This window comes from Marinobacter sp. CHS3-4, assembly GCF_030053415.1.
GTDB lineage: Bacteria > Pseudomonadota > Gammaproteobacteria > Pseudomonadales > Oleiphilaceae > Marinobacter.
Window position 1 is genome coordinate 621,968 of sequence record NZ_JASGBJ010000002.1, and the last position, 22,765, is coordinate 644,732.

At 56.3% G+C, this 22,765-nt stretch carries 20 protein-coding genes; 3 read left to right on the forward strand and 17 right to left on the reverse strand.

Going from position 1 to position 22,765, the window contains the following annotated elements:
• Positions 1-21: 21 nt before the first annotated feature.
• Both QLQ17_RS10830 and QLQ17_RS10835 read right to left on the reverse strand, forming a co-directional pair.
• Complete coding sequence (locus tag QLQ17_RS10830) at positions 22-1,032, reverse strand: transporter (protein WP_283209593.1); 1,011 nt, start codon at positions 1,030-1,032, stop codon at positions 22-24.
• 57 nt (positions 1,033-1,089) lie between these two features.
• Entirely contained in the window at positions 1,090-1,890 is an 801-nt protein-coding gene (locus QLQ17_RS10835; RefSeq protein ID WP_283209594.1) for a C39 family peptidase, read from the reverse strand.
• A gap of 188 nt (positions 1,891-2,078) precedes the next feature.
• Between QLQ17_RS10835 and QLQ17_RS10840 the strand changes: the two genes are divergently transcribed.
• Positions 2,079-3,443 (forward strand): sodium:solute symporter family transporter, encoded by a 1,365-nt coding sequence (locus QLQ17_RS10840; protein WP_283209595.1) that lies wholly within the window; start codon positions 2,079-2,081, stop codon positions 3,441-3,443.
• Positions 3,444-3,467: 24 nt separating this feature from the next.
• Here the strand turns inward: QLQ17_RS10840 and QLQ17_RS10845 are convergent, their stop codons facing one another.
• From QLQ17_RS10845 to QLQ17_RS10915, 15 genes are all read right to left on the reverse strand, one after another.
• The gene (locus QLQ17_RS10845) at positions 3,468-4,454 is read right to left on the reverse strand and encodes an AgmX/PglI C-terminal domain-containing protein (RefSeq protein ID WP_283209596.1); all 987 of its coding nucleotides are present in this window, start codon (positions 4,452-4,454) and stop codon (positions 3,468-3,470) included.
• A gap of 2 nt (positions 4,455-4,456) precedes the next feature.
• A complete protein-coding gene (locus QLQ17_RS10850) occupies positions 4,457-4,957 on the reverse strand; it encodes an ExbD/TolR family protein (protein ID WP_283209597.1) in 501 nt (166 codons plus the stop codon).
• Positions 4,954-5,475, reverse strand: a complete 522-nt coding sequence (locus QLQ17_RS10855; RefSeq protein ID WP_283209598.1) for an ExbD/TolR family protein — start codon at positions 5,473-5,475, stop codon at positions 4,954-4,956. Before QLQ17_RS10855 ends, QLQ17_RS10850 begins: the two co-directional genes overlap by 4 nt.
• A gap of 24 nt (positions 5,476-5,499) precedes the next feature.
• Positions 5,500-6,198, reverse strand: coding sequence for a MotA/TolQ/ExbB proton channel family protein (locus tag QLQ17_RS10860; RefSeq protein WP_283209599.1), 699 nt, complete (start codon positions 6,196-6,198; stop codon positions 5,500-5,502).
• Between the two features lie 135 nt (positions 6,199-6,333).
• Positions 6,334-6,657 (reverse strand): hypothetical protein, encoded by a 324-nt coding sequence (locus QLQ17_RS10865; RefSeq protein WP_283209600.1) that lies wholly within the window; start codon positions 6,655-6,657, stop codon positions 6,334-6,336.
• A gap of 13 nt (positions 6,658-6,670) precedes the next feature.
• Positions 6,671-7,273 (reverse strand): tetratricopeptide repeat protein, encoded by a 603-nt coding sequence (locus QLQ17_RS10870; RefSeq protein ID WP_283209601.1) that lies wholly within the window; start codon positions 7,271-7,273, stop codon positions 6,671-6,673.
• Positions 7,260-10,127, reverse strand: a complete 2,868-nt coding sequence (locus QLQ17_RS10875; protein WP_283209602.1) for a tetratricopeptide repeat protein — start codon at positions 10,125-10,127, stop codon at positions 7,260-7,262. The genes QLQ17_RS10870 and QLQ17_RS10875 overlap by 14 nt, the downstream gene beginning before the upstream one ends.
• On the reverse strand, positions 10,120-12,162 hold the full coding sequence (locus tag QLQ17_RS10880; protein ID WP_283209603.1) for a tetratricopeptide repeat protein: 2,043 nt from the start codon (positions 12,160-12,162) through the stop codon (positions 10,120-10,122). The genes QLQ17_RS10875 and QLQ17_RS10880 overlap by 8 nt, the downstream gene beginning before the upstream one ends.
• Positions 12,163-12,170: 8 nt before the next feature.
• A complete protein-coding gene (locus tag QLQ17_RS10885; protein ID WP_283209604.1) occupies positions 12,171-12,707 on the reverse strand; it encodes an AraC family transcriptional regulator in 537 nt (178 codons plus the stop codon).
• A 19-nt stretch (positions 12,708-12,726) separates the two neighbouring features.
• Complete coding sequence (locus tag QLQ17_RS10890; protein ID WP_283209605.1) at positions 12,727-13,893, reverse strand: DUF3570 domain-containing protein; 1,167 nt, start codon at positions 13,891-13,893, stop codon at positions 12,727-12,729.
• On the reverse strand, positions 13,880-14,122 hold the full coding sequence (locus tag QLQ17_RS10895; RefSeq protein ID WP_283209606.1) for a DUF4266 domain-containing protein: 243 nt from the start codon (positions 14,120-14,122) through the stop codon (positions 13,880-13,882). The genes QLQ17_RS10890 and QLQ17_RS10895 overlap by 14 nt, the downstream gene beginning before the upstream one ends.
• Positions 14,123-14,149: 27 nt before the next feature.
• On the reverse strand, positions 14,150-14,635 hold the full coding sequence (locus QLQ17_RS10900; protein ID WP_283210155.1) for a TlpA family protein disulfide reductase: 486 nt from the start codon (positions 14,633-14,635) through the stop codon (positions 14,150-14,152).
• Between the two features lie 42 nt (positions 14,636-14,677).
• Positions 14,678-15,325 carry an outer membrane beta-barrel domain-containing protein gene (locus tag QLQ17_RS10905; RefSeq protein ID WP_283209607.1) on the reverse strand — a complete coding sequence of 216 codons (648 nt, stop codon included), beginning with the start codon at positions 15,323-15,325 and terminating at the stop codon, positions 14,678-14,680.
• Positions 15,295-16,050, reverse strand: coding sequence for an SH3 domain-containing protein (locus QLQ17_RS10910; RefSeq protein WP_283209608.1), 756 nt, complete (start codon positions 16,048-16,050; stop codon positions 15,295-15,297). Before QLQ17_RS10910 ends, QLQ17_RS10905 begins: the two co-directional genes overlap by 31 nt.
• A gap of 21 nt (positions 16,051-16,071) precedes the next feature.
• Entirely contained in the window at positions 16,072-18,804 is a 2,733-nt protein-coding gene (locus QLQ17_RS10915; RefSeq protein ID WP_283209609.1) for an HzsA-related protein, read from the reverse strand.
• Between the two features lie 161 nt (positions 18,805-18,965).
• Between QLQ17_RS10915 and QLQ17_RS10920 the strand changes: the two genes are divergently transcribed.
• Positions 18,966-20,219, forward strand: a complete 1,254-nt coding sequence (locus tag QLQ17_RS10920; RefSeq protein ID WP_283209610.1) for a hypothetical protein — start codon at positions 18,966-18,968, stop codon at positions 20,217-20,219.
• Between the two features lie 7 nt (positions 20,220-20,226).
• Positions 20,227-22,758, forward strand: a complete 2,532-nt coding sequence (locus QLQ17_RS10925) for a LamG domain-containing protein (RefSeq protein WP_283209611.1) — start codon at positions 20,227-20,229, stop codon at positions 22,756-22,758.
• The last annotated feature ends 7 nt before the right edge of the window (positions 22,759-22,765 follow it).

The following is a 22,765-nucleotide window of genomic DNA, read 5'->3' on the forward strand; positions in this document are numbered from 1 at the left end:
GTAATGCGTCAGTGCCTGTGCTCACTCTTTAAGTCCAGAGAACTGAATCGGCATGGACACGCCAACGGAAAAATCGGGGGCATCTTCGGTCAAACCAATACCAAGACTGGTGTTGACGATGGTGGTGTCACTGACACGGGTACCGAGCGACATATTCAGGAAACCGGTCATCTGATCCTGAGCCACCGCTTCTGAACCATCAGCAAACTGGAGCGTGGTTTCATCGGAATAGCTGAGCTGCGTGGAGATGCTCAGGGAAAGGTCATAGGACAGTGAATAGGCAAAACCGGCAGAACCTGAAAGCCCAAACCCGGGAGAAACCTCCACCAGACGGCGCGCGCCACGAACCTGGTCCAGATCCGTAGCCGTCAGGTTGTAGCTAAGACTGGTAGAGCCGAATACGACGACCGGATCCAGAACCTTTGAAAAACTCAGACCACCGGATACCGAGTAGTAACCACTGCCGGTAGACAGCTGCTCGTTGATGTCGATTTCGTAGGGGCTGACGCCTGTTTTGGTTGTAAAAGAACCGAATACAGTGGTGGACATCTTGCCTGGAACATAAGGGAAAGGCTGCCAGCGAGCTGTCGCAGACACATCGCCGACGTCCTGAGTGGACAGCTCGTCCTGAGTGTCGTACTTAACCACCAGCGGGAAACGGGCCCCGATGGTCAGGTTATCCATCAAACCGTAATCGTAGGAGAACGAGTTGGTAAAGCTATGAGTGGCGCTGGGGATAATATCCAGCTGCCGGATGTTGCCATCCCGGATCTGCGCATCCAGCCGCTGATCACCCGTATATGAGTAATCAAACGAGTAGTTGAGGGAGTGACTTCCCTCTTTCTGAAGCGAATAGCTTGTCTCTGCCGCCTGGAATACTTCCTCAAGCTGCTTGGAGGAATCCTCGTCCCCTTCCTGGCGGGCAAGCGCTTCCCTCGCGTCGTCCACGTTTCCTTCCTGCGACAGCGCCATGGTGGAATAAAGGCCAGTCACGGAAAAAAGGATAAAACCTCGCACAACCCAACGATTCATCCTGACTCCCTTATGCTTACTATTATTAGTTCCAGTCTCGCGGATTATCCGCGCATGTTAGTTCCGGCGGTAAAACAGTTCTTTACGGGTATTTTCAACACTGCCATCCGGATTGTTCTTCTGACGTTCAAGCAGGTTCCGAATCCGCCGTTCGGTGGCCTCATGAAATTCCGGAATCCGTTGCAGTGCCATCAGTTTCAATGTCTGATCATCGACGTATCGAAGGTCTTCTTCTTTCAGCTCCAGATAGTCGAGAGGCTTGTCACCGCCTGGGAATACAATAAACAGAACGTTGTCGTCCCATTTTTCCTTGAATTGCGCCAGGGTGAACGAGATGTTGCCCACCGAAGGATCGGCAATGAAAACGCGTCCCTCGCGGATCGTCCGGATAACAACAAAGTGCTTGAAGCCAGCGTGATTAATAGGAACGATGGCGGGGTGGTCCAGGTCGATCAGATCATCAATGGTGGCTCTGAACCCACCAGCAGGATATCCCAACGCTGTCACCAGCCGTTTCATGTCGAGCATGGAAAAGGCGCGACGCTCGACGATCCTTTCACTTTCTCCGTAATGAAGCAGCCCTTCCATGACCTGCCGCTCTCCCAGGTTCCGCCCCAGATAAAAATTCAGGACGGTGGTCAGTGCGGCACTCCCACAACTGTAATCGTAGGCCTGGCGGACGATGTTCCGGTATTTCTGTTCAACCAGGGGCTCTACTCTGGTATTGGTCCTCAGCTCTATCGGGCTTTCATCGATGTCCTGCTCGATGACGATAGTGCCTTTCTCATAGGGCTCAACAACGACAGCTTCCTGTGTCATTGCAACCGAGAGCAGCGAACCGGTGAGTACCAAAATCATGGTTAATGGAAGTCCCTGTTATTATTAGACACGACGTTTTCCGAGTTACATCTTGTTACGGTAAGATACCGAAATCGTTACTCTGTTAAAGATAACTGTGCCTCAAATCTGTCGGTGCAAAAGAGGCTGTGCCTCTACGTTTTGAGAACTGGTTCAAGCCCTTCACGCAACCCCCACGGAGAACCCGAATGCTTTACGCCACGATTGCAGCCCTCGCTGCCTCTCTGATTCTTTTTACCTGGCTTGGGCTGAGGGCCCGGCTCGCCGATGGCAGCCTCGATGATTTTGTCACCGCCAGAAACTCCCAGGGTTCGAGAGCGCTTGGCCTGTCATTTCTGGCCTCGGGCATGGGCGGCTGGATTCTGTTCGCGCCGCCTGAAATTGGCGCCCTGGTAGGCCCTGTCGCGCTTGCCGGATATGCCATTGGGGCCGCACTTCCCTTCCTGGTGTTCGGTCTCTGCGGCCCCGCTATTCGCCGGTTTCTGCCACAAGGCCGCAGTATTGGCGAATTCGCAGAAGCCCGTTACGGTAACGGTGTGCGCCGCTACGTTGCGCTGATCTCCGTGCTCTACATGCTCTGCTTCCTCACCGCAGAGCTGACCGCCATCGGTGCTATCACTTCACTGCTATCCAATGTGAACGGCAACGTTGCTGTTTTGGGTGTGGCCGTAGCCACTCTGATTTACACCGCCTGGGGAGGCCTGCGGGCAAGCATCGTAACCGATCAGTGGCAGGCCGGGCTACTGATAGCGCTTCTGTGCATTGTGGGGTTTGCTGTTGCCGGGCAATTGCCTGAACTGGAGTTCTCGAACGCACCGAGTGCCCCTGTCGGGAGTGCGCTAAGCGTCGCTCTTACCTTGGTCATTGCCGTCACCGCCGCCAACCTGTTCCATCAGGGCTATTGGCAACGGTTGTGGTCCGCCAGAGATAAAGCGACCCTGCGTCGCGGCGCGCTGCTTGGTGGCCTCACAACGGTTGTTGTGGTGGCGGTGGTTGGTAGTCTCGGCATCATTGCCGTCATGAGTGGAACCGATATCGGTTCACCTCCCATTCCGTTTTTTGCACTGCTGTCCGGCGCACCTCAGTGGCTGGCCTTACCCGCTCTGATACTGGCAATCACTCTGGTAGCCTCATCGGTCGATACGCTCCAGAACGCCTTTGCATCTCTGGCCGTCACTGAAAAGAAAGACCTGTCTCTGCCAGCGGCTCGCTGGCTAACGGTGGCACTCATGGTCCCGGTGGTTCTCGTGGCGCTGGAGGGAATGTCAGTTCTCAGGCTGTTTCTGATTGCCGACCTTCTGTGCGCAACGGCGGTCGTACCAGTGTTGATGGGTCTGTGGCAGAAAATGACCACTCAGGCAGCGGTTTTGGGCGGGATTGCTGGCTTGCTGGGCGCCGTCGCGCCCGGTTGGATCAGTGGCGGCAGTCTGCTGGCCGGCCTGGAAGCCGCCAGCTTTCCCGGCGCTATCCCTACTCTCTGGCCGTTCGTCGGAGCCCTGCTGTCATCCGCTATAGTCAGCGTCCTGATTGCCAAACTCACCAGCAAGGCATAAATCAGAATGAATGCTGCCCTGTTCTTAACCGGGCAGCAGTTCGATCGGATAGCGGATCGTCATGGGTTCCACACCAGGACGCTCGCCGAAGTTAACCAGCCTCAAGCGGTTGCAGATTTTTTGCTCCAGTCTGGGCTCGTCAACCGTTGAAGCAACCACATTACAGCTGGAGACCGTACCACTTTCATCAATGACCAGCTCAGGGGTCACGGTTCCCTGCAAAGACGGCTGGCGACGTAGCTCTCGACGGTAGATGGAATCGATCGCGGATTTGTTCCTGTCCATGGTGCGGCGCACAGATTCGCGTGTCCGCTGTTGCTTCGCGACTTCCTGCTCGCGTTCCGCCTGCTTTGCTTCTGCGACGATTTCTTCGGCCTCTTCTACCTCTGCCTGCTGCCTCTCAGCAAGAGCGATCTGTTTGGTCTCTTGGGTCAATTGCGATTCATCAACCCCGGAACTGCGCCCGGTTTCCGCGCGTTGTGCCAACGCATCGCCGGTTTTCTTGGCAATGGGTTCAGCGGTTACGGTGGACGGCGCGTCAAGCTCTACGGAGTCGCCCAGGGTAGCAAGCTTGGAAAGCTCATCTCCCATGGCCAAAATGCCCGTATTTTTCGCTTTTTCACGTGCTTTCTGGACATCCTGTTCTGTTGGCTCCGGCTGTTGCTCTGCAACCTCGGGTTCGGGCTCCGGTTCTGGTTCGGGCCCTGGCTCGGGTTCCGGAACCGGCTCAGGCTCCGCTATCTGAGGCTCGGGCTCCTCAGGCTCTTCCGGTTCAGGTTCAGGCTCAGGCTCTTTCAATTCCGGGGGCGGCGGCTCTTCTTCGACCACCAGACGGGCAAGCTGGGGTGGCAGGGCTTCGCGTTCTTCACGCTCCACTTCTGGCAATTCAACCCAGCTGATGTAGCCAGCCGTGAGAACGAACAGCGGCACCAGCAACAGCGAAATGGCGATCAGCCGGCGGCGTTCTCCTTTCTCCTGATTCCAAGGCAGCCCCTGACGATACTGATTCACGGTCAGGCCCCCTGCTCTGCTTTCTGGTTAACCGCCAGAGATATAGCGGCATAACCGGCGTCTACACAGGTCGACATAATCTTCTTGAGAAGATCGTAGGGCAGTTCCCGATCCGCCAGGATGGTAATGGGACGGCCTACTTCTGGGGCGGGCTTGCTTGCCCGGCCAGCCTGGTAATCCAGTTCTTCCTTGAGCGTTGGCTCCACCTCGCCATCAAATGCCTGGAATTCCGACAGTTGGGTCACAACACGGCCATTCACCAGAATGTCGTTGGCTGTCACCGTCAACGCGAGGACATCTCCCGGAGGTCTTTCCGCCGTGGATTCCGGCAACTTGATTGCGTTGTCCTGATTTAATACCTGAACGTCGGATGACGAATTCACCATCAGGAAGAAAACCAGAATGGTAAAGATATCCATCAATGACACCAGGTTCAGCTTGCTCTGCTGTTTACCCCGGCCGTAATGGCGCTTAAGTCGTTTTGCGCGGGCAGATTCCTTCATGAGTTCTCCGCCTTGTTGTCCGTTTCACTATCGACCCGTTCGGGGGCATCGCCCAAAGAGATTTCAGGAAACAGTTCTGCGTTCACCACATCACCGGCGACCACGGCCTCGTAGGACCTGACCGAGTCCATCACCGAAACCAGTGTCTGATAGGGGGTATCACTGGACGGCATGATGGTGATATTGCGTTTCTCCGGCAGACGTTTCTTTAACTCCTGCATGACCTGCCCAAGCAACTGGTAGTCATGGTTGTCTTCTTTAGGTTCGATGGTTTTGATCACGCCACCCTGGTTGTCCGATACCACCAGCTGATCATCGAAAATCATCACCTGAAGCTGGAGTTCCTTCTGCTCCTGGGAAGAACTCCCCTCCGAATTTGGAAAGTTCAGTTCCAGCACGGTGGTGTGTGCAAACACCATGTTCAGCAGAAGAACCGGCACCAGAACAATCATCAGGTTCATGAACGGTGTGATGTCCAGGTCCGCTTCGCTACGAAGCCGACGATGCTTACGCCTCATGGGCTGAGCTCCCTGATTTGAACGTTAGGCCATGGATCCGGCGGGGTTGGCTGGCTGCTCGCCCTGAGGGGGTCTGGGAGCATTGGCCGCCCTGCCGCTGGTGCCATCGTTGATCAGGTTCAGCACCTTGATGCCGGCCATCTCGAAGCTGTCGATGATTTCATTGGTTTTGGTCTGCAATACGGAATGAATCAGAAGCAGAGGGATGGCCGCCATCAAACCGAAGGCCGTGGTATTCATCGCCACGGAAATGCTCTGGGACAGCAAACTGGCCTTCTGGGAAGGATCAGCCGACGCCACAGCAGTGAAGGCAGCGATCAAACCGATGATGGTGCCCAACAGGCCCAACAGAGTCGAAATGTTGGCCAGGGTGGACAGATACTGGGTGCGTTTTTCCAGGCGCGGCATGACTTCCAGCAACCCCTCTTCCATCGCGTACTCGATTTCCTCGCGCGACTGGCGGCGGGCCAGACGCTGCAGACCGAATCCGAGCATGGACGCCATGGCACTGCCCGCCTCGTTGGCGTAGTTCAAGGCACCTTTCAGATCTTTCTTGGAGATCATGTGGTGAAGACGGTTGAAGTCCCGACGGTTGGTCATCTTCTGAGCAGACAGATAGATGTATCTTTCAGCGGCAACGATGATCCCGATGACCAGTACAACGGCGATCGGGTACATAAAGAAGCCTCCTTCCTGAAAGAAGCGAACGGCAGTTTCGATCATTATTCCAGCACTCCGTGATTCATGAATGTTTACGAGTCTATTCGGCAACGAAAGACAATGGGGTAAGTTAGCGAAAAGGTTTGTTGCGGTTTGTGTTCACATGCTCGTATGCACACAAGCTCTGTGACACGTCTCTCATTCTTGCGTGTTTTCAGCGTTTTCCGACGCCTTTGGTCCAGAGGCGTTCTGTGCCTGAAAATGCTGATGATAGCTCATCAGGCGCCGGAATTCGGCCCGCTCGAGCATTTCAGGCGGCTGTTCCAGCATCAACTGCTCATCGGGCTGATCCAGGGATTTGGCTTCAGGCGGTTTCCAGGGCACCACATAGAGCACCAGTGGCGCTTCCTCGCCACCGCGAATTCTGGCTCCCTCCAGGGTTATGACTTCCTGTGCGCTGGCAAGCAGCGGCAACATTGCCATCAATCCGGCAGCAAAACAGGGTCCGAGTTTTCGAGCCATAGGCTTGCTTTCCTCAGATACGGTTCTTGGCATCAAAAATCCAGTCCTTGAGTCGGGGATTCGGTTCCTCAGCCATCGACTGATATTTCTCGTAAAGCGGCAGCGCTTCTCCCGGCCGGCCGAGATAGATATCCAGCAAAATCGCCAGGTTCATCATAGCCGGCAAATAGTCGGGCTCTGCCGTCAAGGCGTCGCGGTAGTAAGTCTCTGCTTTTTCGAACTCGCCGTTTTCCCGAGCGATCACGCCAAGATGATTCAGCGCCGGGGCATGGGATTCATCAATGGCGACTACTTTCTCGAAATGGGTCTTTGCCTCTTCCGACTCACCGGCTTTCATGGCGAGAATACCGAGGTTGGCCAGCGGGCCAGTGCGTTCCGGATGCTGTTCATTCAACGATCTGAATTGTTGCCGTGCCAGATCCTGATCTCCTTCCTGCATGGCATCAACCGCTTGATTGAAGGACTTCATCAGCGCTTCCTGGCGAGCCTGCTCTTCCGCCAGCGCAGCTTCTTTTTCCGGATCCTTCGCAGTGGTAGCGCACCCTGCCAACCAGCCAACGACAACCACTCCCAGAGCCCAACGGGATGCATGAGTCCAACATTTAACCCAACTCATCGACAACTCCTGTCAGCAACTCGGGTTTATCGTACCTGCCTGGCAGCAAGCGTTTGAGCGCTTCGAAGCTGCGCTTGACCCATTCATCGTATATTCCGCTCTGGGTGCGACTGGCGTTCTGTTCGTGAATCCGGATGGCGTTGTCCTCAAACGGGAACGCCTGCTCTTCCAGCAGTAATTCGTACTGGGCCATCTCCAGCTCTGACAATCCCTCGGGGCGTTCAGAGTCCATCAGGTCCTTGCCCAGGCGGCCATATATATGCGCGATCTGGTAACCGGCTTCGGTAGAGAAAGAGGACACGCCGTAGGACGCGGTTTTCTTGTAGGCCTCAACGGCCTCTTCCAGGGCACTGGTTTTCGCCCTCATGCTCTCGCTCAGCGGCAATGTCAGGCTGATGGCATTGTAGGTTTCCAGCTTTTCCCGGGCCAGAGTGGCTGCGGCCTCGGCGGCCAGGTATCGCATGCGGTCGTCTGCCTGATCCGGCGCCTGGTCGACGGCGGCCATCTGTTCGCGCAACCAGTACCGTCGCCGCGAATCATCTCCCGTTTCCCGATAGAGATTCGACAGGCTCTTGGCAGACTCCATGAACACATCTCTGGGCTGTGGGTAGGTGTTGGCGTAGCGACGATAGGTATCAATCGCCTTGGACAGATTCCCGGCACGTTCATAGAGCTCGGCAGCGATTAACAGATTCTCACGCCGCTCTGTATCCGTCGTGGCCATGGCAAACATCTGGTTAAGCTCATCCCCCGCTTTCTCCCACTGCTCCGTTTCCCGATAGGCCAATGCAAGCTTGGCGGGCAGAGTATCTATCTGCTCGTGGTTCGGATAATCAGACCGGAATGCGATCATCACGTCGATTGCATCCTGCCAGTGATTGAGCTCCATCAACAGAGTCGCGGCATCGTATTGAGCGTTGGCTGTCAAAGCGGCCGAAGGCGCCACGACACCTACCCTCAGGAATTCACTGACCGCCTCTGCTGTCTTGCCTGCGTCCGCAAGTGCCTCTGCCTGACGGAAGACCGACGCCGCAAGATTTTCGGTTAATCCTGCGCGACGCTCGTCCTCCGCAGGAAGGTCCAGCAAGGCTTCCTGATAGGCCAGCTCGGCATCGGCATAACGACCAAGCTCAAACAGGCTGTGAGCTTTCAGAAGTTTGGCTTCGGCGCTCAAAGACGGGCGTGGCTGACGGGCAATCAATTGTTCACTCAATTCAACGACTGTCGGGTAGCCCTGCTGCTCGAACCGGTACTGAACCGCCGTGAACAGCACGTCGTCCGCCCGTGGGTCCAGCGGAAACGCGTTGGCGAAACGCAAGCGGTTCATCTGTTGGAATTCGGCGTAGTTGCGATAGTCTTCTTCGGGTTCCTTCGGCCAGGTTTTGGCGAATTCCCGGTACGCCAGCACGGAGGCATAGCCTGCTTCCCTTGCCCGCTCTGGGACGTCGCCCTCATATGGGAAGTCGTAGGCGACTCGTTCAAACGCCGCGATGGCCTCCGGCCACTGCTCCAACGCCAGCCGTGATTCGCCCAGCAGGAACAGCATTTCTGGTGTTTTCGGGTGAGTCGGGAAGGTATCCGCAAATTCTTCGTAATAGTCAGCGGCAGCCAGATAGTGTTCCCGGGCTTTCTCGCCCGTACTGTCGGTAGCCAGAGCATACTGACGGTTGGCCAGTTCAGGAATCAGGCCTTCGAGTTGCTGCTGGATGAAGTCCAACGTCTCTTCATCGGCCTGTGGCCAGTAGGCGCTGTAATAGCCATAGTCACTGACAAACTCGGCTTTTCTGTCGTTGATCGTGGAAGTGAAACCTGCGGTGCGCAGGGTGTCGATGATGCGAATATGATACCGGGGCGCCCAGGGACTGAACGGCCGCGACTCGATATACCGCTCGTAGACGCTGATCGCATCGGAATACTGCTCCCGTTCGAGCAGCAGCTTGCTGTATCGATCGTACACCAGAATCTCGTAGGACTTCTCGCCCGCCTCTTCAAACAAGGCTTGCAGGGTATCGGCGCCATTCAGGTAGGACAGGGACAAACCGAACACCCTGAACAGATCTTCCGTTAGCGTTTGATATTGCTGGTCCACGTCTGCCACGGTGACTTTGCCCGGCATCACCAGATCCAATACGTTCATATAGCTTTGCAGCGCGTCCCGGAAATCCCCCTGTTTGAACTGACTCCAGCCTTGCATGAACTGCGCGTTCACCAGGAAGGATTCACGCCGGCTGTCTGACGGGTCGGAATCGATTACCGTCCGAAATGCCTGCTCTGCCTCTGCGTAACGATCTTCGCGGAAAAGAATATCACCGCGCCGGAACTGGGATTCCAACCAGAACTCCGAGTCCGGGTAGGCTTCCACCAGACGGTCCAACGCCTCCAACTGCTTAAGGCGCATTCCTCGCAAACCGTAGGCCCTGGCAAGCTGGTAAAGAATGCGGTCGTTGGTTTCCCGGTTCGGATATTCCGCCAACAATGCCTGATATGCCTCGATGGCTCCCTCCATCTCATCCACGGCGTTATCCACCAGTTCATTCTCCGCCCGTTCGAACTCCAGGTCCGCCAGGCGATGGCGAACTTCAACCCGCTTGGCTGGATCCTGCAATAACGGCAACAGGTCCTGATAGCTCTTCATAACATCGGCGCGGCTGACCTCGGCTGAAGCGTCAGTGAAAGAGGAGTCTTCAGGTAGTTCGGCGGGATTCAGAGCCGCCAGGGTGCCGGGCCTGGGCTCGTCTGGCCCGCCACCGGAAAACAGCCCGGACGTCGCCTGACAGCCCGTCAGTGCCAGCACAAACACCAGCAACCCCGTCGCTGGCGAACGCAGTCGAGGATTCGGGCCGCCACTAGTCATCGGAGCCCTCCTTAACCGTCGTGTCATCATCTGGCCGGCCACTGTTTTGCTGAACGGCTGCCTCCCGGGCATTCAGGAACAAACCGTCGGCCAGGCGCGCCTGGGCATGTCGCGAAGCCCGGAGGTAACTGGTCACCTGCTGACGCTGCCGGGCCAGCTCTGACTGAACCAGATTCATCAACGATTGCCGAGTTTGTTCAAGCGCCAGATCCAGCTGCCGATCCAGCCGGTCAAGTTCCGCCTTTTTGCGAGCGATTCGACTGGCAAATTCGTCAAGCCGGTCGTCGGAGGCCATCTCTTCCTCCATCAGCTTTCTCTGGCTGACAAAGGTGTCCATCGCCTCGTCCAGTTCCCGCAGTTGTTTAACGGCGGCCCAGCGATTTACGCCGTATTCGTCCGCTACCCACCAGTCAAAGTAGGCGCGCATGCGTTCATAGGTTTGGCGCTGCTGCCGGGTTTTCTCGTTGACTGGCAACCCGGCGAGCGTGTTTTCAACACGATCCAGCTGGTTCTTGAGCGCCTTTTGCTCGGCGGTCATAAAGAATGCCGCATTCTCGTTAGCCGATGCCTGCTCTATGTCTTTCCGAAATGCCTCCTGGCGATCCGTCCATTCGTCCACCTTCATGCTGGCCAGTGCTTCCCGGGTTTCACGAATTCTCGCCTCCCGACGGGTCCGACGGGTGTCCAGCATCACTTCAAAAGACGCCAGCTGCTGTCGCCATTGGTCGAGCGAATCATCCAGCCGATAGAGTTCATGCATGTCTCGCAGAGCCAACTGGAAAGCCTCACCCGCTAACAACTCCGCCAGGCTGAAGTCATCAGGCCGCACCTTCACTCTGCCGTAGGCGTCCGTCAGCATGGTGGACTCACCCAGCGCGGGCCCGGTCGCGCTCAGATCTGCATCAGGCGCCGTGTTTTCCGCCCCTTCCCGGACAAACGCCAGAGCATTGATCAATCGCGACTCGCTCAGCGATGCCTGCTCTTCAGTCAGTCTTTGATCCAGCTGCACGTAATGTTCGGCAGCCCGCCGGTACGCAGCCAGGGCCTGTTTGTTGCGCCCCATCTGTTCGATGGTAAACGCCCGTGCATAAGGCACCTGTTGGAGCCAGGGTGTAAACAACGGGCGTTTCTGCAAGGCATCCAAAGCCTGCAAGGCAAGGCCATGTTGCTCCTGTCGGGACGCGGAGACGGCATAATTGAACAGGGCCTGGTCAGACAACATGCCATCCAGCGGAATCTCGTCCAGAACCCTCATGGCGCGCTCGAAATCCCCTTTCCCCATGTGCAACCGGCCAAGAGACAAACGGGCCTGTTGCTCCAGTGCAAGCATTTCGGCCTGGACATCTGAGGGCTGATCTTGATCCGGAGACGTGTCGGCAATCAGGGCCTCCAGTTCATCCATGGCAGCCGGTTGGTCACCGGCGGTAAGACTCTGGACGGATCGGTTATATCGCAGATAGAAACGCCATGGGCTGGAAACGGGTAACTCGTCCAATAAGTCATCCAGTTGCTGCCGGGATTCAGGGCTCTGCGATTGACCCAGCAACCACTGACCTTTCAGGTATAGCCACTCGTGGTATAGCTCGGGGTCAGACTCTTCGAGCAATTCGCCGTCTACCCGGGACAGTGCGTCGGTGGACGCATCGCGGTCTTTTTCCAGCCAGAATACCTTACCGAGGTAGAACCATGCCTGATTACGGGCCTCGTCTGACACATCCGACGTATCCAGCAACGCCTGGAACTGCCGCTGTGCTTCGCGGGTCATGCCGTAGGCGAGCATCAAGCCGCCCTCAACGAGTAGAGGATGATCGCCATGGCCAGCGATACCGCCCTCACGGTTGACCACATTCAAACGCGTCAGTGCCTGAAAAAAGTTGCCCTGATGATACTCGTAAAGCGCCATACCATAGCCGGTATCACTGGCACGCGGCGTTGCCTCGTCGGCCTGAGCAGCGCTCATCGCACAGGCCATCGCAACAATCGCTGTCTGGCGAAAGAGAAGGCGCATTTGATGAATCAGGAACAGTTCAGCCACAGCTCGCGCTACTCCCACTCAACAATGGCGACTTCCGGCTGGTAATCCGAGGAACGATCGCGAATCCGGATTTCCAACGCTGCGGTACCGGTGCCTTTTTCGAATTCCAGCGTGGCCGCCTGCTTGTAGGCTCGATTGTCGGGGCCAATACCCTCTACAAACACGGTGACCTGGTGGCTGCCGGTCTTCAGATTGCCCATATAGAGCCTCTGCATACCGCCACGCTGCAGCGCTTTCACCTGGCGTTCGGTATAAAGATGGGACGCCACAGTGTCGTCATCCAGCTTCAGCTTTACCGCATCGAGCTTCAGAAATTCACCCGTGTCCAGGCTCAGGAACACGGCAAACTGTGTACTGGCCGGAAAGAGTAGATCCTCCTCCAGGATGAACAGGTCCCGGTTCAGTCGTATCACCTGTTTTTTCAACTCTTCCACGCTCAGTGCAACGGAGCCTTCATCACCATCGTTGGAATCTTGCGCAAACACGGTTGAAGAGCCCAGTAACAAAAGGGCGCTCAATATCAGGGAAAATCGATGGGTCATCATAGTCCGTTGTCCCAACCAGTCAGTATTCAAGGATCAGCGATGCCCGGGTCACAAAAGCATCGAAGGCGTAAAGTGGTTCTTCACCAGGAGCGAAATTGCCCGGCGCGGTGACATCCCGAAAGTTGTCGTATTCGAAATCCAGCCAGTCCACCAACAGGCTTGCCTGCAGGCGATCGATGCCCGGCAGTGAGGTCTGCTTCCACTCGTAAACCACACCACCGCCCAGCGTAATGCCGGAGAAAGAACTCATTTCCTTATCGCGGGCGAGATGGGTCTGGGAGTTTTCAAAGGCGTACAGATCGCTGTAAAAATCCGCCTGATCCTGATCGTAGAAACGGGCCTTACCTTCCAGACTCCAGCGGGGATTCAGCGCGTGAACGTAGGCCAGCTCGTAGGTGTGCGAATCGATGCCCCAGGTGTCACTGAAAAAACGGTATTCAGCACGAACCGATGCCCGATACGGTAAATAATAGAGTGCGCGAACGGCCAGGGAGTAGCTGGTGCGGGTTTCCGGATACCGCTCTGGCTGGTACAGAAAATTGTTGGAATTGTTCGGGTCAATGTATCGGTTTTGCCGATAAGGATTCTGCAAAAACCCCTCGTCTGTGACCACCTCCAGATCGAAACCGACCAGGCTGTTAGTGGTCAGTACCTGGCTCAGCCCCAGTTGATAGTTCCGACGATCAGCCTCTGCCTCAAAGGTTTCGTTTCCCCGCTCTCTGACTTCATCCCAGCCATTGGCATAGCCTAAAGTGAGCGTGGACATACCACCGAAGAACTCCTGGCTGACGGAAAAATACACGGTATTGGCTTCGTAATCGTTTTCGGTGCTCTGGGTAAAACCCAGGCTGAGAATGGATTTCTCATAGAGATAGTCGATACCGGCGGTGTACTCGGTGCGTTCTTCTTCGTATTCACTGGCCGTTGCCAATACATCGACCGACGCGGCAGATACCTGATCCACATAGTACTGGCCGGATACCGATACCTGCGGGCCGACACTTTTGCGGACCAGCACGGAAGGGCCATCAATGACCATGCCCCCGCCTTCATATCGGTGGTACAGCATGTCCACCTTATCGACGGGCAAAGTCGCCGCCAGCAGACTGGTGCTCAGCAACCAGCCGGAAAGGACCGCGATCCCGAAACGAATCAGGCCGGAGGCCAGTCGCTCAGTTACAACCACACCCACCTCCGGAACCGCCTTCCGACCCGCGGGACGATTCCCGCGCCTGATAGACGTGATGCATATAAGAATCCGCCTTGCCATGACGGCTCAGGCTCATCACCGGGTCTGCCAGCTTGTCCCGCTCATAGGGTTTCACCCAGGGTTTGATGTCACTGCAGCCGGAAGTAACCGATAGCACAAGCGCAATACCCAATGCCGGCAGCAGCTTTTTCAGAGCGTTCATCATCGCCGTTCTCCTGAACCGTTGCCGGGATTATTCGCGCACCAGCTGACGGATCTGTTTTTCATATTCGTCTTCATAGCCGGGCTTATAACCGTGATGAAGGAAGCGAGCATTACCGTTGCGATCAATCATCACCGTGGTAGGCATGGCCTGAACGTTGTACTGCTCGCTGACCTGGCTCTCAGGGTCGTACAGAATCGGGTAAGACACGGGCACCTTGTCCAGAAAGCGGTGGGCTTCCTCGCGGTTTTCATCCACGTTGACGGCCAGCACGGTAAAGCCGAGGTCTTTGTATTGCTCGTAGATGTCGTCCATCAGCGGCATTTCCTGACGACAGGGGCCACACCAGGAGGCCCAGAAGTTCAGCATGACCACCTGGCCGCGAAAATCTTCCAGCCGCAGGTTCTCTCCCTGCCTGCTCTTGAGGGTGAAATCCGGCGCCGGTTCATTCATTTCCTTGGCGTGAATCCACGCCGTGCCGAACACCAGGCTGAGGGACAGTACCAATCGAAGCATCACGTTATTCATGGAAAACTCCTGTTGCTCACTCACAAACGATCAGAAAAAGACAGATAGGCCGGTGCTCACTTCCGTGTTCATGGAGGTTTTTTCCTCCCCCAGCACATCGATACGATAAAGGTGCTCACGCACCACAAACTGGACAGCAAGGCTGTCGGTCAACAGCACCTGGTAGCCAACGCCTGCGTTGGCCGTAAAACGGGTGTCGCCTCCAAACTCAGTGGCGCCCGCACCGCCCACCAGATAAAAGTTCGTGTTGAATGCATAGTCTTCCGTCAGGAAGGCTTCGCCGGGCAGCAGATTGAAACCAATGTTGACGTTGTAATAACGGTAATCGCGGTCGTCGTCGGACAACACCTGAACATTGCCCGCCAGCTTCTCGAAGCTGGTTTCGCCGCCTTCGGCAAAACCCACGTTGGCCTCGAAAAACACTCTCTCACTCAGGTGATAGGTCAGCTTTCCACCCCACAAAAACGAAGACTCGAAATCTTCGATATTCAATATGCCGACAAACGCCCCGATTTCGAAATTTTCGGTGTCGATCAGGGCCTCGTCCACTTTCTGCGGCTGTACATCAGGCTCGATCAGCGGGCGCTCGTCCTCCTGAGCGGCTGTAAGGCCACTGAACATGACAAGGCTTGCCAGCGACAGGCGCGTCAAAAAAATATGCTTAGTCCGATTTTCCATTCCAATGCTTCTTCGTTGGTGGCCCGGCTGGTGAAGATCTTGTAGTCCTTCACCTCAGCCCGAATAAAGTAGTTATCCGTCACGTAAGCGCGCACGCCCAGCCCGGCATGCCCAATGCTGTTATCCCGATCCTCCGGCACAGCCAGGGTAGATTTAGGTTCAATAAAAATATGCCCTGCGCCAAGTGTCATGAAAGGCGATAGTTGCCAATCCGGAAAAGGCTGGTGAACGATATTGACGTTGTACATCTGAATCTCGGAGGCGCTGCCCAGAATTTGCGTGGCCCAGAGTTCCGCAGAGAGGTTCTCAGTCATCTGGTAACCGCCATAGATGGCGGTCGATGCCGCCTCCTCAAATTGGCCCATCAGCAACCCCATTTCCCAGCGACGGCTGCCAAAATCATCAAACCGGGGTTCATTCAGAACCACCTTCTCACCGGTGGCATCCACCGTTTCAAGCACATCCTCTACATGAACCCAACCTTCACGGCCTTTTTCATCATTGACTTTCAGCCAGGCGGTTTTGCGTTTCAACAGAGTCAACCACTCCCCTTTTTCACTGGCGTGGAAGACCGGGTATCCGGACGCCGGCCCGGTGCGCCACTCGATGAACGGCTTGACCACTTTCACTCTGGGCTGAGGCTGCTCGTCCGAGCCCCACAGCCAGTCAGCTGAGGCGCCAAGAGAGAAACAGAGAATCATCAGACAGAGAGCGAATCGAAGCATGGGTCGTTTCAAAAGGTCCAATCAGTCCGCCGGAGCATCAAAGGGATTGTTGTAATACTGACCGCCGATGTCGAGCCATTCAGACAACAACCTCAGTTCTGCCGAGCTCAGGTAACCGGCATGGGCGCCACCATCACGAAAGACATCGAAAAAGTCACTGCTGGCGCGGGCGCCGTTGGTCGACACATAGGGGCTACCAGGGAATGGAACCGGCACCTCCGTGGTTAACGGATCGCCGGTATTGGGATCCAGTTCCGGATCGCCATTCTCATCGAGCACGATTTCCGTGACGGTCCGGTCAACCACCATGCCGCCCTCAAGAACTTGCTCGTTGTCCTGGAAAAACAGCTCTCGGTAAGCTTTGAAGTGTTCCGGCTCATCACTTGAAGGTCCGTCCGAGAGATCCAGCTGGGCCGCCGGCACCTGCGGCATATCAACGGCGTCGACCTCATTGTGGCAGTCAGTGCAGGTGTCTGCCCCCCGATCCACGCCCCAGAGCGGATGAATGTGCTGCTCGTAGTTGATCACGATGCGACAGTCGTTCGTCCACTCAGCTCCGGGAGTCACATCCTCATCACACGACGGCAAAATGGGCTTTGATGTTGCCAAATCGGCGTATGAAAGAGTAATTGGCTGGCCCTGCTCAGCATCAGAAGCCGGATCGGTCCACTGGTCTTCGTAGATGAGATCAGGTGTGGGTCGCCGAGTCGTTCTCTCTGGCGCAGGATTGAAGGCCCAGGTTCGCGCCATGGTATCGCCCATCTCCTGGGATTCGAGGCCCGGCTGAGTGTTCGGAAAAAGGAACTGGGGTGATGGCGCGCCGCTGTAGACAGGATCCGGTGACGCATCCGGCCTGCCGTGCGAAATGTCACTGCTGGGATTGTGACACCCATTACAGGCGATCTTTTCTCCTGGACGGACCGTCAGCCAATTCTGATGACGGGGCCCTACGCGCTGCCCCTCGGCATCGAGAACGCTGATGGCAAAGGCCACGTTCGCCGGCACCGCTACTCTGACCGATCCATCCGGTTCGATGGGAACATACCCAAGGATTTCCCGCATGGACTGGGCGGCACTGCGACCGAAGGCGGTGTTGTCGAAGTCACGAACCGTCTCGTCAGGGATGGATACAGGCTTTTCAAGGCGCAAAAAACGGTACGGGAGGTTGTCAGGCGAGACCACTTCCGGGTCTGCCATTTGTGAAATGCCCTCAGACGACGTATCAACACCGTCAACGTCATAAACACTGTTGATTTCAAGGACGCCGTATCCGTCGTCCGCCAGAAGATCGTTACCAGCCTCTTGCAACCCTGGCTGGAATGCCTGGATAAAATCGGGCAGCGGGCGTTCACGAATCAACACCGCCTCATCAAACTGCTGCCCTTCCGACGCTCGCTCAATCGGTCGCTGAGTCTGGTTTCCTGCGTCCAGAAGCCACAGACCATAGACCGGTTCGGCCGCTTCATAGTTGCCGGAAGCAATCCGCTCACTCGTGCAGTTGACGATTGTACCGTCGCCACCCATCAACCGCAGCCGACAGGGGCTCCAGCTCACCAGATAGCGGTTGCTATCATCAAGCAAGGGCGAGATCGCACCGTAGTTACCGCTGAGGGAAATGCCATCCCCAATGCTGAGACCACTCACGAGTGGCGACTGCCCCGAACCGGCCGAACCGTCGACGGCAAGATTGGCTTCCACAAACCCGGCGATGTCAACGGTGGTTGGAATGGCGCCAAAGTTGTCGCTTTCGAGAGCCCGCAGGGCCGTCAGAATTCGTCCGCTATCGGTGAGCCGGGGGCGCAGATACTCCACGTCCGTATTGCCGCTCACGGAATCATGGGAATGCCGACCATAGATGTAGGTCAATTCAGTGCCGTCCGGGTTAACCCTGTAAAGGTTGAAACCGTTGTTACTTGTCTGCCCGGCATTATCCCAACGGCTGAAAAGAATGGTGCCGTCGTCCTGAACGAGCGGATCCAGATCGTGACTCTGATTGAAGGTAATCTGGTCGATATTCTGTGTCTCCGGATCCAGAACATGCAGAACAAAGGCTGGCACCTCGCGCTCTTCATCCAACCCGGAGAACTGGGGTTTGCCCAGATTTTCATCCAGCAGAATACCTTTTGACAGCGTTTGTCGGGTAGACGCAAAAACGATGCGGCCGTCTGGAAGGTAGGCAGGGGCAATATCCTGACCTGCCTCGGCCGTCACGTCGGAATCAATCAACCGGGTCAGGCGGCTTTCAGTCAGGTCGTATTCCCACAGGTTCCATTTTGGCTGATCTTCCTCGTCTGCGCCGTCAATCTCGGGCGCCCGCATCGCGAAGAGCACGCGGGTACCGTCAAAGGAAACGTTCAGATCCTTGACGTCATAAAGAGCAGTTGCGCCAAACGCGCTGGAAGAAATATCAATGGCTGTCGCGTTGGGAGAAGCGCGGTCTTTCAGAAACAGGCGGGCGCCGGGTCGGAAGGCTGCCGGTTCGGCCAGATTGTCGCCAATCAGCATGCCGTTGTCTTCATCAAACAGTAGCGGCCTTTTGACAAACACCACAGGATTCTCAACGGCCACCGGATCAGTAGCGTCACTGCCACTGGTGGCCAGGCAACCGGCAAGCAAGCCGAAGATACCCAATACTGACACGAGTCGAATCATCGCAAATCGATTCTGTAAATAAACGCGACAGGAAAGCCTGATGTTTTCGTTATCTGAAGCCACCGACAGCAACCCCTTCAATTGGTCGTGAAATCCTTTCATTAACCTAATGCCAGTGATCACCTGCGCTCCAAAGCTTTTAGGTAACGCAATGTAATAACGTGGTGTGTTGCTCAAAAGCGATGCGCACGGCTCGCTTAATGTATAGACAACTGTAAAATCGAGTTAATGCGCGAAAGCCTACTACATCGAGGAAATCGATCATGACAGCCTTCCACACGACCAGGCAACTGGTTTTAAGGACTTTAGCCGCTTCGTTTTTAATCGCGACGCTGTGTGTTCAGGCCTTGGACGTGCACGCGGGTGCGAGAGAGCAGGCAAAACGGATTCATGATCGGATTGCCGGCGTGCCGCCCAGTGCGGAGGTTTTGAATGATATGGAAAGCCTGATTGTCGGCGGCGATGCTGTGGGCGCAGCGCAACTTGCGCTTGACGATCCTGCTTTTTATGACGTAACCCTGAAAAACTTCGTCGCTCCCTGGACCAACGAGGCCATGTCGCCGTTCGTGCCGCTGAACGACTACACTGCCACAGTGATTGGTATTGTCAGGGACGGTCGTGACTTTCGCGAGATTTTAACCGGCGACATTGTGTACGTTGGCGACTCGTCGCTCGGGTTGTCACCCTACAATGTCAGCAACAACGATCATTACGAAGAACTCGAAGCCAGGGTCAACGGGTCTGATGTGAGCCTGAGCAACCCGGACCATCTCGTCGAAACCCAGCAGTCACTGGTTAATGGCGGAGAGCTGCCCTCGACTGCCACCGCCGGCGTCATGACAACCCGCGCTGCGGCACAGGCGTTTTTCAGCGCCGGCACCAACCGCGCCATGTTCCGCTTCACCCTGCTTAATCACATGTGTAACGACCTGGAGCAAGTGGCCGATGTGTCCCTGCCACCAGACCGTATTCGCCAGGACGTCTCTCGCAGCCCCGGCGGCGACAGCCGGGTGTTCCTGAATAACTGCGTGGGTTGCCACACCGGCATGGACCCCATGGCACAGGCCTTCGCCTACTACGACTATGAATACGACGGCAATATCGAAACCGGTCGCCTGATCTACAACGCCGCTGGCGAGACCAACGACACCAGTCAGGTTTCCAACACCCGGGTCATGCCGAAATACCACATCAATGGCACCACCTTCGAGCAAGGCTACCTGACACCGGACGACAGCTGGGATAACTACTGGCGCTCGGGCGCCAATCGCCGCCTGGGCTGGGACAGTGGTCTGCCGGGCTCTGGTAACGGTGCCAAAAGTCTGGGGCGGGAATTCGCTAATTCAGACGCATTTGCACAGTGCCAGGTCAAAAAGGTATTTCGGAACGTCTGCCTTCGTGAACCCGGAGACAGCGACGACAGAGCCGCCGTTAGCAATATTGTCACTGTCTTCAAGAATGGCTACGACCTGAAAGACGTGTTCGCCGAAACCGCTGCGTACTGCAAAGGAGCGTAAGAGGGCTATGAAAATGACACATTTTTTCGGATTCCGAACCTCGCACGCGTTCCTGGCCCTGATGGCCTCTGTCCTGCTACTGGCAGGCTGCGGTGGCGAATCGACAGAACAGCTGCCCAATACCTCCGGTAACGACACCACCGTGAGTTACAGCGGCCCTGCGCCGGAAACCAACGACGTGCTGAACTTCAAGCGCAGCGTCTGGGACAACCTCGCAACGCAAGACAAATGTGGTGCCTGCCATAACGACGGCGGTCAATCACCGCAGTTCGTCCACGAAAACAACATCAATACCGCCTATAGCGAGGCCAATACCATTGTAAATCTGGCCGACCCGTCCCAATCCGAGATGGTGACCAAGGTGGCCGGTGGACATAACTGCTGGCTGTCGAGCACCACCGCCTGCGCGGACATTCTGACCACCTACCTTGTTAACTGGGCCGGTGGTTCCGAAGGCTCTGCAAAAACCGTGGAATTGCGCGCTCCCGACATCAGGGATGTTGGTGATACTCTGGCTTTCCCTGAGGACTCAAGCGACTTCGCTGCCACCATCTACCCGACCCTGACAACCTATTGCAGCGAGTGTCACAGCAGCAACGGGCAGACGCCCTACATCGCCAGTGCGGATGTCGACCTGGCGTACGAGCAGGCCAAGAGCCGGATAGACCTGAACGATCTACCCGGAGATGGGGAACCACTGATAATGCCGGACGACGCTTCCTCGCGACTGGTCCAGCGCCTGTGGGACGACAACCACAACTGCTGGGGCGACAGCTGCCCTGACTCCGCGACGACCATGCTCGAAAACATTCAGGAGTTTATCGCCAGACTCGGCCAACCAGAACCCGTCTCCGGCGAACTGGTAACCAGCAAAGCGCTGAATCTCGAGAATGACGGACTGCTTGCCAACTCAGGGGGCCGCTTCGAAGACAACGTTATTGCACTTTACGAATTCAAGACGGGCGAAGGTCAGACCGCTTTCGATACCAGCGGTGTCTCCCCCGCCCTCGACATGACCCTGACTGGCAACGTGGCCTGGGTCGGCGGCTGGGGCGTGGAATTCGGCCCGGAGACCGATGACGGCGAAGGCGGCATGGTTCGGGCTGGCAAAGCCCAGGGCTCCACTGACGATAGCCGGAAGCTGCATACCCTGCTGACCGCATCCGGCGAGTACAGCCTGGAAGCTTGGGTGGTACCCGGCAATGTGGTGCAGGAAGACGCGCGAATTGTCACCTACTCCGGTAGCTCAACCGCCAGGAATCTCACCCTCGGCCAGAACCAGCAGCTTTACGAAGTCCTTCACCGTAGTACCACCAGCGACGAGAACACTGCGTTTGCCACCGAGAATAACCCGATGTTACTGCAGGCTACTTTGCAGCACGTTGTGGTCAATTACTCACCCGACACCGGCCGCCAGATATTCGTCAACGGTCAGCCCACCGGGGACGTTGACCCGGACGCGCCCGGCCTGCTGACCGACTGGGAAGATAACTTCGCTCTCGTATTCGGCAATGAAACTGACGGCAATTCTCCCTGGGAGGGTACCCTGCGCATGGTGGCGATCCACAACCGGGCCCTGACGCCTGAGCAGGTACAGGCCAACTACGATGTCGGCGTCGGCCAGAAGTTCTTCCTGCTGTTCAGCGTGTCACATCTGATCGACGGCATGGATCAGAGCTTCATCGTGTTCGAGGTGAGCCAGTTCGACAGTTTTGGCTACCTGTTCTCCAATCCGTTCTACATTGATCTGGACGAAGAGGCTTCGCCTTCCAATGTGCCACTTAAGGGCATGAGAATCGGCATCAACGGCCGGGAGCCGGTAGTCGGCCAGGCGTTTGCCAATCTGGACGTCAGCCTCGGCTCGGATTACGAAGCGGGCAGCGGCCAGCAACTCTCGGAACTGGGCACCGTGATCGGCCTGGAGCAAGGGCCGGGCATTGACGAGTTCTTCCTGACCTTTGAGCAGTTGGGCGGTAATGAGGACGTGCGCACCGAAGGCAACCTGCCCGCACAGCCGGCGCCGGAAGACCTCGACCCCGTGTCGGTGATTGGCCTTAAGACCTTCGAAGAAATCAACGCGTCCATGTCAAAAATGACTGGCATCCCGGTGACCGACCAGGGTGTGTCTGAGACCTACAACACCGTCAGGCAGCAGTTGCCAACCGTTCCCGATATCAATGGCTTCCTGGCCTCCCACCAAATGGGCATCACTCAACTGGCGTTTCAGTATTGCGATGCGCTGGTGGAAAACCCGACGGCCAGAACGGCATTCTTCTCACCGGCTGTCGACTTTGACGCCGAGGTTGCGACTGCATTCAACGACACCAATCGACCGAATGTGATCACGCCTCTCATTGAGAAGCTGGTGGGCGACAATATTGACGATCAGCCAACGACTGCTTCGGTCGAGGGCGAACTTGATCAATTGATCGATACGCTAACCCTCTGTCCGGACGGATGCGACTCGAGCAGAACAAAGACCGTCATCAAGGCCAGCTGCGCCGCCGTGTTGGGCAGCGCCGTGACACTGATTCAGTAAAGGAAGA